Genomic DNA, 14,974 nt, shown 5'->3' on the forward strand with positions numbered 1-14,974 from the left:
AATATCCCGCCAACAAAGGCAAGGGTGACCGGCCACTCAATTTGCTATCTGGATGAGTTTCACTAACCCCGTGGGCTTAATAAATGTAATTCTTGAAGAACTTCCTTTACATCACAGCTTGAATTCAAGATATGGATCATCTCTTCCGTAATGGGGACATCATCGTAGATTTTTGCAACAACCTCTAAGGATAGGGGTAAATCAAAATAATCTGATGCAAATTCCTCAAAATCCTCTGGTGTATGGAATATACAGCCCAGTAAAAAATCAGAACCATCGCTTGCACCTTCTGGAATCTCAACGTTTCCCTTGTGCCAGTTCGTGTCACTGTTTTTACGCCAAATACAAAAAGTCACATCGTCTTTTTCAATTGCAGCATCATCAAGTAAAGATAATAGTTCCATTGGGACGTCATCATAAATCCCTTGCCATACTTTATGTTCATCCTGCGCATATGGGCTTAATCCGGATTCATGATCGAAGCCTTTTATGATGGAGCCTTCAGGGGAAAACAAAATAAACAGATGATCCCCTGATCCATTATCTATTTTCGCCATAGAAACACCCTCATTCCAATCTTGAACATAGCTATGGTAACGAAGCCATTCCTCCTGACAAAGAATAATATTCAGTGATGCTTGGATTTTCATTAGCTTTTGTAACATTGTTGGATCTGGTAAACGCTCTAACATATTTGCTTCCATGAATTCTCACCCTTTCTTCTTTCATTGCACAACTAGAGTAACCCTTCGTCTGAGCTTACTTTTTCGAATAATTCTCTATAAAGAGTTCAAGAGAGAAGCTCCGCTGGTTTATTTAAGCAAGCCAGAGATTCCGCGCTTGATTGTGGAATGAATCCTAGCTATATGGTGCAAAAGTTATAATTCCCGCCGTATAACAAGAAGCAGCCGGTCACTATAGGATCGGCTGCTTCTTGTTGTAGTCCCATACTCGCTTATTCAAGCCTTTTCAAATCCATAATCCCTTTCAACCTTGCAAACCCTTGTTTTATAAGCGAGATACCAATCAGATATCCCTTTGCGCTGGGCTACTAAATGTCGTTCGTTTTGTTTCCATTTGTGTATAGCTTCGAGAGAATCCCAATAAGATACAGTAATACCTACACCTTCTCTGGCACTTTCTACTCCGAGAAATCCAGGTTGGACGGATGCAAGTTTCTCCATTTCATCCGCCATTTCCACATATTTGGTATCCGCATCTGTCCGTTCCGATGTAAAAATCACTGCGTAATAAGGTGTTTGTGGTGTTTTAGCAATCTCGCTCATGATTTCACCTCCGTTATTTGGTTATCCCTATATCCATTATGCCGTAGGCTGCTTCCACTGTTTGATCACGCTGACCAGCCCCGGCACATCAAGGCCGTCGAGCGAAAAGGCTTTGCGCAGCAGGTCATGCGGGATGAACTCATCGTATTTGCCGAGGTAAGGGGCTTCATCCGGCTTCAGGAGCGTGAGTGCATCCGTAGCGGCAGCGGTCTCAGCGATAATCTCATCCTCCAGCTTCTCTGCATCCACTTTGCCGGCGACTACCATGTAATACGGTTCCATCGGCACGACCGAGCGCAAGCCAAGCGGCTCCTTCAGATTGTTCTTGAGCAGGCGCTCCAGCGTACGGAACTGGCGGCTGCCAGCCCACGGAAGGATGAACATGGAGTCTCCCCCGGCTGGCAGAACTGAACGCGTCAGCAGTCCGCTCTCCTTCGCGAGCCTGCGGGCCCGTTCCAGTCTGGCGGCCGCGCTTGGTGCAAGGTATGGGTACAGGGCCGTAGATCCTAATACTTCGCGGATCTTCGTCATAATCCGGGTATGGACATCTCCGCCTGCACCGAGCCATAAGGTGTCCACTTTGCCGCGTGAGCCTTTGACATAGACGGCCTTATGGCGGTTGTCCACCTCCTCGACCTTCCACAGCTTGCCTGCCAGTGTGAAGCAGTAGCCCGGAGGCGGCACGGTGGTAATGGACCCGATCTCCTCCGTCCCGTTATAGACAACATGCTCTTCATCGTCCTTGAATACCGCATAGAAGCGGAAGTTGTTAACGATCTTCTCGCCTGCCATCCCAATCAGCAGACTTCCCTCATCCATCTTCTCGATATGGCCCATGCCCAGCATATACTCCATAAAGTCATCATAATCAGCGGGATCGATGCTGCGGAAGGACGGCAGGCTCAGCACAGCCTCTTTCAGGTCCTCCGGCTCTGCTTCGCCCATGCTCTTCAGAATGCTCATCGTCTGATGATACAGGAGACCGACCGGCAGCTGGCGCACGGCCAGCGGCTCCACCCATTTCTCGCGTACGTACAGCTCGATTACGGCAATGGCCCGCAGCAGCGTCCACGGCATGCGCGCCGGGAGCTGCGCCTCCTCGTCCTCCTCCTCGGGCGTGACGAAGATCATCTCGGAGGCGGCGTCCCCGCGCCTGCCCGAGCGGCCCAGCCGCTGCACGAAGCTCGCGCAGCTATAAGGCGCGCCGAGCTGGAGCACCCGCTCCAGCTCGCCCAGATCAATCCCCAGCTCCAGCGTCAGCGTCGCTGCAGCCACAGCCGGCCCTGCGCCCTCACGGAGCGTGGCCTCGGTCTCCTCGCGCAGCATCGCGGAGATGCTTCCATGATGCACATGGAAGACATCCCGCTCGCCCCGCTTAGCGGCAATGCGCCGCATCTCCAGGATGGCCTCTTCGGCATCGGTGCGGCTGTTCGTGAAGATGAGCGCCTTCTTCACATGTGTGTGATCATAGATGAAGCCATAATAAGCCTGTCGCGCCCGCTCCAGGTGCTCGGCTTCCTCCTCATTCCGCGCATCCGGGAACGAGAAATGCTCCACGCTCAACCGTAGCTTGCGCCCGCCCTGCGGCGCGCTGACCTCCACGCTCTCGCGCGTGCCCGCCGCCAGCCACTCCGTGACGGATGCATAATCGCTTAAGGTCGCAGAGAGGCCGACCCGCCGCGGATGACAGCCCGCCATCCGCGAGATCCTCGCCAGCTGGCTCAGCACCTGAATGCCGCGGTCCGCGCCCATGAAGGCATGAACTTCATCGATGACGATGAAGCGCAGATCATGGAACAGGGCCGGGATCGCATTCGGGCGGTTCATCAGCAGGCCCTCCAGCGATTCAGGGGTGATCTGCAGCACTCCCGAAGGGTTCTGCATCAGCTTGGTCTTGTCCGCCTGCGGCACATCGCCATGCCAGTGCCAGACCGGAATGTTCCCTTCACGCAGCAGGTCGTTCAGCCGCGTGAACTGGTCGTTGATCAGCGCCTTCAGCGGCGCGATATACAGAATGCCTACAGAAGCAGACGGACGCTGGTGCAGCTCCGTTAGCGCCGGGAAGAAGGCCGCTTCGGTCTTGCCCGAGGCCGTCCCTGAAGCGATCAGCAGATGATGCGGCGTGTCAAACAGCACACGGCAGGCATCGACCTGCGCCTCGCGCAGCGTATCCCAGCGGTTCTTGTAGATGAATTCCTTGATGAACGGGGCCAGCCGGTAGAACGGGTTATCGTTCATAGGTCGAACTCCGCCAGGAAGCCGTCCAGCTCATTCTGTTCCGTCTCGGCAGGCCGCGAAGTCCGCTCTCCGACCAGCTTCTCGAATGAAAGCTCCGGATGCTGGTGCAGGGTGTGCAGCAGATCCATGAAGTCGCGCACCACCTCGCGTGCAGTGAGCAGTTCATCAGCTCCCAGCTGGTTGACCGCCTCTTCCATGAAATGCACCAGCTGCTCCTGTGTCAGTCTTGCTTCATATCCGTAATGGAGCGCATGGATATCCCGCAGCTTCTGGAGCAGAATCAGAATTTCTTCATGGGACAGCATGTCCAGCGCGATAATCGGCCCTGTGTAATTGTTCAGTCCGCTGCCTGCATACCGTCCGGCCACCAGCCGGGAGCGCAGGGCCTCATAGCTGAACAGTCCGCGCCGGTGGTCTTCCACGAACTGCGGCGTTCCCCCAACGAAGATGCCCAGCCGCTCGGCTTTGCCTTGCATCGTATCATTGAACATGGTCAGCAGCTTCTCGTAATTGCTCTGCCGCGAGATGCTGTTGGTAATCTTGTAGAGGTTCACCCCTTCATCGATAAACAGCAGCAAGCCCTTATAGCCGATGGCTCCGGTGAATTCCGCCCACAGCTTCATGTAGTCATACCAGTTGTCATCGTCGATGATGACACCAACGCCGAGCGCCTTCCGCGCTTCCGTACGGGTCGGGAACTCTCCCCGCAGCCAGCGCAGGGAATCCTGCTTCAGCCCGTCATCGGCCAGCTTGTGCCCGTTCCAGTAAGAGGCCAGCACCTTAGCGAAGTCGAAGCCATGCACCAGCCCGCGCATCTCGGAAGCAACCGAATAGATGCGCTGCTCAACCTCATCGCCCAGCTCCGGCGCGTCAGGGCTGTAGCCCTTCTCCTGCATCACCGCCTGTTGCAGCGTCATGATCCACTTCTGCAGCATAATCTCCAGCGCCCCTCCATCCGGGCGGGTCCGGGTCGAGAGATGGCTCATCAGCTCGCGGTAGGTGGCGAGCCCCTGTCCCTTCGTGCCAACCAGCCGCCGCTCCGGCGACAGGTCAGCATCGGCAACCACGAAGTCGCGGTCCATCGCATAGTTGCGGATGATCTGGAGCAGGAAGCTTTTGCCGCTGCCGAATTTGCCTGTAATCAGCTTGAAGGCAGCTCCGCCATCGGCGATATTCTCCATATCGCGGAGAATCGCCTCCACCTCCGGCCGGCGGCCGACGGCGATATGTTCAAGACCGATACGCGGTACAACTCCCGCTGTCAGCGAATTGACGAGCGCGGTGGTCATCCGCTTTGGTATTTTGAGTGGGTTCATTTTACGAATTTCACCTCTTTATATAGTCCAGCATGGATAGACATTCTTCGGTCAGCTCTTCCCCGTCAATAATGAGGTCTCCCAGACTGTCCATTGCCAGCTCATTAATCTCATCGTAGAGCAGCTCTGCCATCGTTCCTGCTCCTGCAGCCAGCCGATGCACCTTCGCAGGACCGTCCTCTTCTGCCAGGGCCAGCACGACCTCCCGTTGCAGCAGAGTCAGCTCCGAAGCGAACAATGTCCAGCGGTCCGCTTCCCTATCTGAGGCTAGCGGCTGAGAATCGGCAAGCTTCTGTCCGGCAGACAGGGAATCACCCGGAAGCTGTTGCCGTGTCCCTTCTATCGGCTCAATACCGAGCATCCGTTCCGCTTGCTCATCAGCTCTTTGATGGGTTTCTGAATTACTTTCCGCACGCATTGACCCGGTTCTTTCAGCCGCCTCTGCATCACTTTTCACATCTGCTGATCCGTCTCTTGCATCCGCATTCGCATCGCTTTCCTCGCCCGCTGATTCAGCTCTCCCAAACGCATCCACAGCATTTCCGATACCAGCCAATCCGGCTCCTCCATGTGCTCCTTCAGACTCAATTATCCATTCCGCGTCATCCTCATGACCCGGCTCCCCGGTGTCTTCCACCGTAAGCAAGGAACGCACCACCTCGGAGTCGCTTGCCAACTGCTCCAGCTTCTGCTGGTCAATGACCACTGCCGGCCCCTTCTCTTCCTGCTCCGCCTTGCGGAATTCACGCTCCAGGAACCGGGTGACGAGATCATCCATATCAGCATCAACCCGGACATCCTTCAGTCTTCCCCGGTATCCCATCAGCGCCCGCAGCTTATTCTCGGACAGCCGGAACAGCCGGGTAATCAGGCTGCGCAGCGGCGGGGACTTGCTGACCCGAATAACAGGCACAAGAACAGAATAGCCATACAGGGAGATATCGTATACCGCGCTGCGGAACAAATAACGCTCACGGACGACAGGAGGGGCGGGCGGGAACATCGTGATTAGATTCGAGCCATGCTTCCGGGCGACATAAGCATCAATTAGGGCTACAACCTGGGGAATATAACGATCCGCAGCGATTTTACCCTCGCCGGTATAGAATTTGGACTTGCTGATATCATAGTCCGACATCACACTCAGTACCTCGATCCTAAGCTGCTCCGGGGCAGCCGACAGGCAGCGGACCAATTCAAGCTCAGCCAGATCCCCGGCCAGTCCGCGCGAACGGGCCACAATCTCCGAGAGGGGGATATCCAGCTTATGGACAAAAGAGAAATCCGCAATCCACCCGCCAAGGTACTGATCCAGACGTTTGTAACTATCACGGTAGGCCTCCCACAGCAGACTGAGCTGACGGCAGCCCTCCTGAGGCTCGTCCCAGCCCACACCGTTAATCAGCTCATAGATATGCAGGAAGATATATGAGAGATCGGTCTTCGGGTATCTCCCCTGCCGGACTTCATCCCGCCAAAAGAAATACCATCTGCTCTGCGCGCCGGTCATATGCCCGTAGGTGGGCCAATAGCTTTTGAACGGGACGAACAGCGCCGCAGGCTCCTTATGCTCTACAAGCTCACGTGCACGCTGGACGAACTCGCTCTCTGTAGTGGTTACCGGCTCCACACTCTCTTCCATATCCCAGAGCTTAAGCTGGACTGTATCGTAACCGGACGTTGTCTTCTTAACCGGCTCTGACTTAGGCTTCCGGCTGCCTTCATCTACAGTACCGCGCGGCGGAATCGCCACATTCTGCTCCGTACTCTCCCAGACCAGCTCCGAGAAATGCAGCCCCTGCCTGTCTTTAGCCATGCTTCATCGCCCCACCCGTATGTCTTGGTAATTCTCACATTATATCATATAGCCTATGCAGCCGATGCAGTTGCACAGCAGGAATACGCCCACCCTCCAGCATCCCGCCATAAATCAATAAAAAGACCTTGAGAGACTGACTCCTCAAGATCTTGGATGAGAGCGTCTGTCACCGCACCGCAACTTGATGTTACCTGCCGGGCAATGAGAACGTTCGTTTGTGTCTCCATAAGAATATACTATACTCACCCTGCGGGCTGCAATAGCCCCCCCACCCTCACCCCTTCAAATAATCACTCGGGCTGCGCCCGGTAATCATCTTGAACACCTGACTGAAATAGGCGGGGTTGTTGAAGCCGACCATTTCACTGATCTCATACACCATATGCTGGCCGGATTGCAGGAATTCGATGGCCCGGTCCACCCGGTACTGATTCAGGTAACTGACGAAATTCTCACCGCTGATCCGTTTGAACAGCTGGCTTAGATATTTCGGATGCACATGCAGCTCCTGCGCGAGGCCCATGAAGCTGATCTCCTGGGTATAGTGGGCTTCCACATAGCTTTTGACGCTCTCCACCAGACGGTTCTTCTTGACATTCATCTCGGTGAACGCTGCGTTCAGGAATGCCGGAATAATCTGCCCCATCCACTCCGTCAAGCTTCTCCAGGTATAGTATCCCGTCACCGCCTGCAGGAATTCGGACATGCTCATAGGGGGAGTGCGGCCCGGGCAGCAGGCATTCCAATAGTACATCAGCGTAGTGAACAGCCCGACACACACCGTCTGTATGTCCTGAATATTATTCTGGTCCTCCTGCCGGAGCCTGCCGAAGATGATCTCCCAGGTCTCCCATACTTTTGATGAATCCCTGCACAGCAGCACCTCATTCCACTCCTGGAGCAGCCGGGAATAGTCCTCCAGCGTCCACGGGTTGGTGCTTTTGCACGGCTCATAGGCGTAGATGGGACTGGTCTCCTGAAACTCCGCGGAAGCAAGCGCCTCTCTGCTCTCCAGATAAGAATCGATCAGTTCATGGATGGCAGATTTGACCGAACCAATACCGGCATAGGTCTGAAGCTGAATGTAATTCCGGATCTTATCCATCGTCTCCTGCACTACTTCCTTCAGAACCGGGATTGGCTCTCCCGCCTCACGGTCCAGCAGCAGCACCACCAGCAGATCGTCGGAATAGTCCAGCACATGACCTTGCACAGAGGGATGTCCGGCAAGCTTGTGTTGGAGTGTCTCCCGGCAGATATTTCCAGCTCCGAAGCGCAGCAGCTGCCATTCGCGCTCCTTCAGCTTATGCAGCGGCGAAGGCCGGTTCAGCTGGATGCTGGCCGCCGCCAGCCGCTGCGGACGGGTAATCTGGAGATATCCGAGCCGCTCCTCGGAACATTCCTCCGCACTGTAGCGGGTGGTCAACAGCTCCATAAGCAGGCGTTCCCGCAGAAAAGGAAGCGTGCGGCCGATTTCCTGCTGATAACGCTCCTCCAGCCGCTTCTTCTGCTCTCCGGCATCCAGATCCAGCAGCACAGCGCGAAGCACTGCTTCGATCTCGTCTACCCGGGCCGGCTTCAGCAGGAAATGACTGACGCCCCAGCGCATCGCCTGCCGGGCATTCTCGAATTCCTCGTAGCCGCTCAGGATAATAACCGGCAGCTCCGGCGCCAGCTCCCTTAGCGCCTCTGTAAGCTCCAGCCCGCCCATGCCCGGCATATAGACATCGGTCATCACCAGATCGGGGGAGAGCCTGCGGAACAGCTCCAGCGCTTCATGGCCGTTGACCGCTGTTCCAGCCAGGGTCAGGCCCAGCTTCTCCCAGCCCACATGTCTCGTAAGGGCTTTCAGAATATGCGGGTCGTCATCCACCAGCAGTATAGAGCGGCTCATATCTGATCGCGCAGCAGCCGCTCCAGCTGCTCTTCTGTCTCAATGACTGGCAGCGTAATCATAGCCGCAACCCCTCTCTCCGGCCGGTTGGCCAAGTATAGTCCGTACGGTTCCCCGCAGTACAACTGAATCCGGCTCATCACATTCCGGGTGCCGATGCCGCTCACCTGCTCCATCGACCAGCCTTCCGCCAAGCCCCGGCCGTTATCCAGCAGCGTGATTTGCAGGTAAGGCTGGCTTCCCGGCTCCTTAACCTCCCTGACCTCCAGGTGAATCTGCAAAGGGCCGGAGCCAGGCTCCCGGCTGCCATGAATAATTGAATTCTCAATCAGCGGCTGGAGAATAACCTTCGGAATGAAATAACTCCGGACCGCCGGGTCCGCAATCGACTCCGTATACTCGATAGCAATCGGCAGCCGTTCCTGCTGGATGCTGACATAACACCGCGCATGCTCCAACTCATCACGCAGACGGATGAGCATTCTGCCACCGCTCAGGCCGATGCGCAGCATTTTGCCCAGTTGGGTGATCATGTAGCTGATATCCTGGGCGTCGTAATCCATCGCCTTCCAGTGAATCATATCCAGCGTGTTGTACAGGAAATGCGGCTTGATCTGGGCCTCCAGCAGCCCTGCCTGAGCCTCCCGCTTCGCGGCGCTTGCTTCCCGCTCGCTCTGCACCAGCTCCTGCAGCCGGTTCACCATGTGGTTGAAGCCGTAAGACATCTGCGTGTATTCCTCCGTCAGCGACTCACTCATACTAGCCCGGAAATCTCCGCGCTCCAGCTTCCGCATCTCCTGAATCAGCCTGCGTACCGGACGGATCATATTGCGGATGAAGAAGTACGCCAGCAGCGCCGACAGGAGCAGGCAGAGCAGTCCGATCCCGATCACCTGCCTGTCCGCCTTCCGAACCTCCTGCAGCAGCTCACGCGTCGGGATGACCTGGACTAACCGCCAGGAGATGGTGCTCGGTCTGGAGAACAGGACGAGATAGGACTGTCCGTCCTTGTTCAGCAGCTCATAGCCTTCATTGCCCTCATACGTATGCTGGTAGAGCCAATCCGCATCCAGTACAGTTTTGCCGGCAGAGCCTTCCTCCTTGTTCACCAGCAGCAGAAGATTACCGCTTGTATCCACCAGATGAATCTGGCCGTCCAGCACAGCCGGAATATCCTTGAACTGCTTCAGGATATCGTCTGCGGACAGCCGGATATAGAGGTAGCCGATCGTTTTTCCTTCATTTCCGAACAGATGCTGAATATGGCCGATCAGATAAGGCTCGTCTTCGCCGCCGCTGCCCTCCAGGGGAACCCAGAGCGAATCCGCCTGCTTCAGCTGGGGATACCAGCTCTCGTTCCTAATCGAAGAGACCGGAAAGACAAGGTCCGTGGAGCTTTGCGGCACCCCGCTGAACAAGTCACTGTAAATCTCAATCGAGCTTACCCCTTCGTTCAGCACCAGCGAATGCTGGAGTATCTCCGTAATCTCCCGCCTTCTGGAGATCATCTGGTACTTGGAGGCAGGAGTACTCTCCAGCCCCTCAATCACGCTCTTGTTCGCGGCAATAGAGTAGGCGGTGCCTGACACATTGGTCATGAAGTCGAAGCCGCGCTTCGTGCTCTCATTCAGCAGGGCAAGCCTGGTGGTGCTGATCTCTTTGAAGGTTACATCCGAGAAGGTCCGGTAGGCCAGCAGGACAATGAACCCGAGAAAGATCAGATTGAACGTAATAATACTGGCTGCCATCAGCGTGGAGAGCTTGCTCCGCCTGATCCGCAGCAGCCAGGTGCCGAGCATTCTTTTTTGCATCTGCCCCATCCCTATGCTTTTCCCAAGATTCTATCCTTTCAGGCCGGATGTCGCAATTCCTTCCACGAAATACTTTTGCAGCGTGATAAAGAGAATGAAGCACGGCACCAGCGACAGCACCGACATGGCGAACATCGGGCCCCAATCCGACTGCGAGCTGGAGTCCAGGAACAGCCGCAGCCCGAGCGGTACGGTGTATTTCCCGATATCGCTAAGGAAGATGAGCTGGCTGAAGAAATCATCCCAGGTCCACATAAAGGTGAAAATCATCGTCGTGATCAGCGCAGGCAGCGCCAGCGGAATAATAATCCGGCTGAAGATTTGCACCGGGCCGCAGCCGTCAATCGTTGCCGCTTCGTCCAACTCCTTCGGCAAGCCGCGGATGAACTGTACCGTCAGGAAGATAAAGAAGCCGTCCGTCGCCATCCACTTGGGCAGAATAAGCGGCGCGAAGGTGTTCACCCATCCCAGGCTGTTAAAGAGAATATAACGCGGGATAAGGGTCACATGCAGCGGCAGCATAATCGTCATCAGCATCAGCGCGAAGCCCAGTGCCTTGAACCGGAAATTCAGCCGCGCGAACGCATAAGCCGCCATGGAGCAGGTGATCACATTACCGAGCACGGCCCCCAGAGAGACCAGAGCCGAGTTCTGCAGGAACTTGGCGAAGGAGCTGCCCTGGAAGCCGAACCAGCCGCTGACATAATTATGGAAATTCCACTGCCGGGGCCAGAACCAGATTTCCGAGAAAATCATATTCGCCGGCTTGAACGAGCTGCCTACCAGCCACAGCACCGGGTACAGCATGACAAAGGCGATCAGACAGATGATGAAGTGCTTGAGCCAAATGGCACTTTTCGATGCGCTGCCTGTATCCATAGCTTATTTCCCCCCATCTTCATAATGCACCCACAGCTTGCTGCTGCCGAAGAGCAGGAGTGTGAATAGCCCGATCAGCAGCACCAGTACCCAGGCCATCGCCGAGGCATAGCCCATCTGGAAAAAGGAGAAGCCCTTCTTGTACAGGTACAGCGAATACATCAGGGTGGAATTCACCGGTCCCCCGCTGCCGTTACTGATAATGAAGGCTTGGGTGAACGACTGGAAGGCGGTGATCGTCTGCATGATGACATTGAAAAAGATAACCGGAGACAGCACCGGCAGCGTAATATGCAGGAATTGCCCCACCTTGCCCGCACCGTCCACCGAAGAGGCGTCATAATATTCCGGCGGCACCTGCTTCAGCCCGGACAGGAAGATGATCATCGACGAGCCGAATTGCCATACCGACAGCAGGATCAGCGAATACAGCGAGTATTTGGGATTCGATACCCAGTCAGGTGCCTGTATCCCCACCATGGCCAGCAGCTGATTAAGCAGCCCGTCGCCGCCGAGCATCTTGCGCCACAGCATCGCAATAGCGACACTGCCTCCAAGCAGCGTAGGGATGTAGTAGACCGTCCGATAGATGCCGAGGCCCCGTATTCCTTTGTTAAGAAGCAGAGCGACCGCCAGGGCAAACATCAGCTTCAGCGGCACCGATACGAATACGAAGATAAACGTCACCTTAAGCGATTGGATAAATAACGGATCTGCAGTGAGCATCGTTGTGAAATTATCCAGTCCGATCCATCTGGAGCTCTCCAGAATACTGTAATCTGTAAAAGAAAAATAGAGTGAGGCCGCCATCGGCCCCAGGGTCAGGCACACCAGCCCCAGCAGCCAGGGCGACAGGAACAGGAGGGCAATCCCGTTCTGATTGTAGCGCAGCTTTGTTTTACGCCGCTTCATGCCTGCTGGTCTATCTACTGTCATCAGATCTGCACTCAATGGCTCTCTCGCTCCTCTGTATTTATTTGGCCTTGTCCAGTATGGCGTTAGCACCGGAGATGAACTGCTCGCTTACCTGCGGAATGCCGGCCTGACCGAAGGAGATCTGCTCGCTGGCGCTCTTGAAGTTCTTATCAATCTCCGAGAAGCCCTGCGGGTAAGGCGGGTCAATATCACTGGAATGCTTGGAGACCACATCGATAAAATCAAAGATTAACTGCTCCTCGGCGGTAAGCGACGGCTTCAGCTGCTCCCGCACTGCGGAATTGACCGGTACTCCCCGTTCAGCCCCCAGAATAGCAGTGCCTTCCGGGTCGTTGACCATGAAGTCGATCAGCTTCGCTACCTCCTTGGGATACTTGGTCTTGGCATTCCCGGAGATGAACTGGCCGGGCTTCAGATATTCGCCGATCTTCTGCTCCCCTTCCATATGCGGAATCACCTGCATCTTCAGCTTCTGGCTCTGATCCTTCAGCACATTCTGATAGGTAATCAGCTGGTTGGACCAGGCAAAATCAAGGGCAGACTGGCCAACGGACAGCGGCCGGGTCTCCAGAGCATTCGTCATCGCGGCAGTTACCTCTGCCGTTGTAGCGCCGCCGCTGTCCCGCAGCCCCTGCCAGTAATTGAACCATTCATCGATGACCTCCCGGGAGACACCCAGCTTATTCCCTTCGAACAGGCCGCTCCCGTTCTGGCGCACGAATACCTCGAAGATGTTCGTAGTGCCCGAAATATCCGGCGTCCCATAGTAGCCGTCGCCCTTCTTCTTAGCAATTGCATTCGCCATCTCCGCAAAATCCTTCCACGTCCATGACTCCTGCGGCTCCGCAATTCCCAGCTCCTGAAGTACGGAAGCATTATAGACAACGCCGGGAGCGTTCACTCCAAGCGTAACGGCGTACAATTTGCCGTCAATGCTTCCTGCCGAGAGCATGCTGCTGTCATGGTCCTCCGTCCGCAGCGTTCCATCCTGGGTATAAGGCGTCAGGTCAAGCAAGGTGCCGCGCTTGGCGTAATCGGACAGGAACGCATAGTCCATCTGAATGATATCCGGAGCATTCGAGCCTGCTACCTGAGTAGACAGCTTATCGAAATAGCCGTCCCAGCCGGAATATTCCGGCTTAATCGTGATGCCCGGATTCTTCTCCTCGAAGCGCTTGATCATCTTGGTGGTCAGATCGTGGCGTGTCTGCGAGCCCCACCAGGTCATACGCAGCTCAATTGCAGGTGCCGAACCCTCTGTCTTGGAAGAAGCCTTGGCACCGTCCGGTGCATTCGATCCGCCGGATGAGCATGCAGCCGTAGTCATTAGCAATATGGAGCTTAGAAGCAGTACAAGTCCTTTGGTCCCCTTGATTGTCATCTGTTGCCTCCTCAAATTTGTGAAGTAAGCGGTTACATTAATGATTATACGGAACGCCCTGCATAGGGTAAATCCAGAAAAGTAAGGGGTTATATCAAATAAGTAAGACAAAAGCCAGCCGGAATCTTCCGGCTGGCCTGTTAGTTCTGGTTAGTTCTTTTAAGTATAAATCTGTTCCGTAAGCAGTCTACTCTAGCTCCAGTCCCTTCGTTTCCTTCCCCAGGAACAGCACCGCCAGAGCGCCGATTACAATCGTGACGAAGAAGATCATGAAGATGGAGCCGATCCCGACCGCCTTGCCGACCAACAGGCCGACCAGCGTTGGGGCAATAATGCCGCCAATCCGTCCAAAGGAGGTGGCGAGTCCGGCGCCTGTGGAACGGATCTTAGTCGGATACAGCTCAGGTGTGTAAGCATACATCCCGCCCCATGCTCCCAGGTTGAAGAACGACAGGCAGATTCCGGCAGCCATCAGCATGCCCTCGGTCGTTGAATTCCCGAACCAGGCAGCACTGACGGCTGTCAGCAGCAGGTAGATGACCAGTACGAACTTGCGGCCGTATTTCTCGATGAAATAAGCGGCGGTGAAGTACCCCGGCAACTGGGCGAGTGTCATGATCAGCACATACTCGAAGCTTTTGACCAGACTGAAGCCCTTCAGCACCATCACCGTCGGCAGCCACAGGAACATTCCATAATAAGAGAACACCACGGTGAACCACAGAATCCACAGCATGATGGTCGAACGGCGGTGCTCTGCTGACCAGACTGCCGCTATACGCTTCTTCAAAGGCACTGGAGGTGCTTTCTTGATCTCCGCGAACTTCGGGGAGTCATCGATCGCCCTGCGCAGATAGAGCGCATATAGCGCCGGTACCGCACCAATGGCGAAGGCGATCCGCCAGCCGTAATCCGGAATGACGAAGTAAGCAATCAGCGCCGACAGAATCCAGCCCACCGCCCAGAAGCTCTCCAGCAGCACAACAGCACGGCCTCTTTCCTTAACCGGCATGCTCTCGGATACCAGCGTAGAAGCCACCGGCAGCTCTCCGCCCAGCCCGAAGCCGGCAATGAAGCGCAGCACACATAATACGGCATAACCTGCGGCGAATGCCGACAGTCCGCTTGCAATCGAGAAGATCAGCAGCGTCCAGAGCAGCACCGATTTGCGGCCGAAGCGGTCCGCCATAATTCCGGCTGCGGCTGCACCGACCGCCATCCCTACCGAGTTAATACTGGTTAAATAGCCGATCTTTTCCGGCCCCAGCGACCATTCCTTGGCTAGTGCAGCCACGACGAACGAGATCATCCCTACATCCATCGCGTCGAACATCCAGCTTAGACCTGCACTGAAGAGCAGCTTCCGCTGCTTCGGATTCTGCAGCAGCGACATTTGATTCCACATGACTTAAGG

The 14,974-nt window shown here is 55.4% G+C and carries 11 protein-coding genes; all 11 read right to left on the reverse strand.

Annotated elements, in window-relative coordinates; genetic code table 11:
- Nucleotides 1–62 precede the first annotated feature (62 nt).
- Nucleotides 63–704 carry a hypothetical protein gene (locus MKY12_RS15575; protein ID WP_339314531.1) on the reverse strand — a complete coding sequence of 214 codons (642 nt, stop codon included), beginning with the start codon at nucleotides 702–704 and terminating at the stop codon, nucleotides 63–65.
- A 255-nt stretch (nucleotides 705–959) separates the two neighbouring features.
- Complete coding sequence (locus MKY12_RS15580) at nucleotides 960–1,286, reverse strand: antibiotic biosynthesis monooxygenase (RefSeq protein WP_339314533.1); 327 nt, start codon at nucleotides 1,284–1,286, stop codon at nucleotides 960–962.
- 36 nt (nucleotides 1,287–1,322) lie between these two features.
- A complete protein-coding gene (locus MKY12_RS15585; RefSeq protein WP_339314535.1) occupies nucleotides 1,323–3,524 on the reverse strand; it encodes a DEAD/DEAH box helicase in 2,202 nt (733 codons plus the stop codon).
- A complete protein-coding gene (locus MKY12_RS15590; protein WP_339257174.1) occupies nucleotides 3,521–4,840 on the reverse strand; it encodes an ATP-binding protein in 1,320 nt (439 codons plus the stop codon). The genes MKY12_RS15585 and MKY12_RS15590 overlap by 4 nt, the downstream gene beginning before the upstream one ends.
- Nucleotides 4,841–4,850: 10 nt before the next feature.
- Entirely contained in the window at nucleotides 4,851–6,656 is a 1,806-nt protein-coding gene (locus MKY12_RS15595) for a TerB N-terminal domain-containing protein (protein ID WP_339257176.1), read from the reverse strand.
- 277 nt (nucleotides 6,657–6,933) lie between these two features.
- Complete coding sequence (locus MKY12_RS15600) at nucleotides 6,934–8,553, reverse strand: response regulator (RefSeq protein ID WP_339314537.1); 1,620 nt, start codon at nucleotides 8,551–8,553, stop codon at nucleotides 6,934–6,936.
- Nucleotides 8,550–10,364: a histidine kinase gene (locus tag MKY12_RS15605; protein WP_339314539.1), complete on the reverse strand. Its 1,815-nt coding sequence runs from the start codon at nucleotides 10,362–10,364 to the stop codon at nucleotides 8,550–8,552. The genes MKY12_RS15600 and MKY12_RS15605 overlap by 4 nt, the downstream gene beginning before the upstream one ends.
- A 30-nt stretch (nucleotides 10,365–10,394) precedes the next feature.
- Nucleotides 10,395–11,243 carry a carbohydrate ABC transporter permease gene (locus MKY12_RS15610; RefSeq protein WP_339314541.1) on the reverse strand — a complete coding sequence of 283 codons (849 nt, stop codon included), beginning with the start codon at nucleotides 11,241–11,243 and terminating at the stop codon, nucleotides 10,395–10,397.
- Between the two features lie 3 nt (nucleotides 11,244–11,246).
- Nucleotides 11,247–12,155: a sugar ABC transporter permease gene (locus tag MKY12_RS15615; protein WP_245368239.1), complete on the reverse strand. Its 909-nt coding sequence runs from the start codon at nucleotides 12,153–12,155 to the stop codon at nucleotides 11,247–11,249.
- A 61-nt stretch (nucleotides 12,156–12,216) separates the two neighbouring features.
- Nucleotides 12,217–13,560 carry a sugar ABC transporter substrate-binding protein gene (locus MKY12_RS15620; RefSeq protein ID WP_339314543.1) on the reverse strand — a complete coding sequence of 448 codons (1,344 nt, stop codon included), beginning with the start codon at nucleotides 13,558–13,560 and terminating at the stop codon, nucleotides 12,217–12,219.
- 187 nt (nucleotides 13,561–13,747) lie between these two features.
- Entirely contained in the window at nucleotides 13,748–14,965 is a 1,218-nt protein-coding gene (locus tag MKY12_RS15625; RefSeq protein WP_036726620.1) for an MFS transporter, read from the reverse strand.
- Nucleotides 14,966–14,974 lie beyond the last annotated feature (9 nt).

This window comes from Paenibacillus sp. FSL M7-0896 (assembly GCF_037975415.1).
GTDB lineage: Bacteria > Bacillota > Bacilli > Paenibacillales > Paenibacillaceae > Paenibacillus_AQ > Paenibacillus_AQ silagei.

Bases quoted from the DNA above. Each gene is read 5' to 3' on its own strand.
- MKY12_RS15620 (WP_339314543.1), bottom strand. From the start codon at position 13,560: ATGACAATCAAGGGGACCAAAGGACTTGTACTGCTTCTAAGCTCCATA.
- MKY12_RS15600 (WP_339314537.1), bottom strand. From the start codon at position 8,553: ATGAGCCGCTCTATACTGCTGGTGGATGACGACCCGCATATTCTGAAA.
- MKY12_RS15590 (WP_339257174.1), bottom strand. From the start codon at position 4,840: ATGAACCCACTCAAAATACCAAAGCGGATGACCACCGCGCTCGTCAAT.
- MKY12_RS15580 (WP_339314533.1), bottom strand. From the start codon at position 1,286: ATGAGCGAGATTGCTAAAACACCACAAACACCTTATTACGCAGTGATT.
- MKY12_RS15625 (WP_036726620.1), bottom strand. From the start codon at position 14,965: ATGTGGAATCAAATGTCGCTGCTGCAGAATCCGAAGCAGCGGAAGCTG.
- MKY12_RS15615 (WP_245368239.1), bottom strand. From the start codon at position 12,155: ATGAAGCGGCGTAAAACAAAGCTGCGCTACAATCAGAACGGGATTGCC.
- MKY12_RS15585 (WP_339314535.1), bottom strand. From the start codon at position 3,524: ATGAACGATAACCCGTTCTACCGGCTGGCCCCGTTCATCAAGGAATTC.
- MKY12_RS15605 (WP_339314539.1), bottom strand. From the start codon at position 10,364: ATGCAAAAAAGAATGCTCGGCACCTGGCTGCTGCGGATCAGGCGGAGC.
- MKY12_RS15610 (WP_339314541.1), bottom strand. From the start codon at position 11,243: ATGGATACAGGCAGCGCATCGAAAAGTGCCATTTGGCTCAAGCACTTC.
- MKY12_RS15575 (WP_339314531.1), bottom strand. From the start codon at position 704: ATGGAAGCAAATATGTTAGAGCGTTTACCAGATCCAACAATGTTACAA.
- MKY12_RS15595 (WP_339257176.1), bottom strand. From the start codon at position 6,656: ATGGCTAAAGACAGGCAGGGGCTGCATTTCTCGGAGCTGGTCTGGGAG.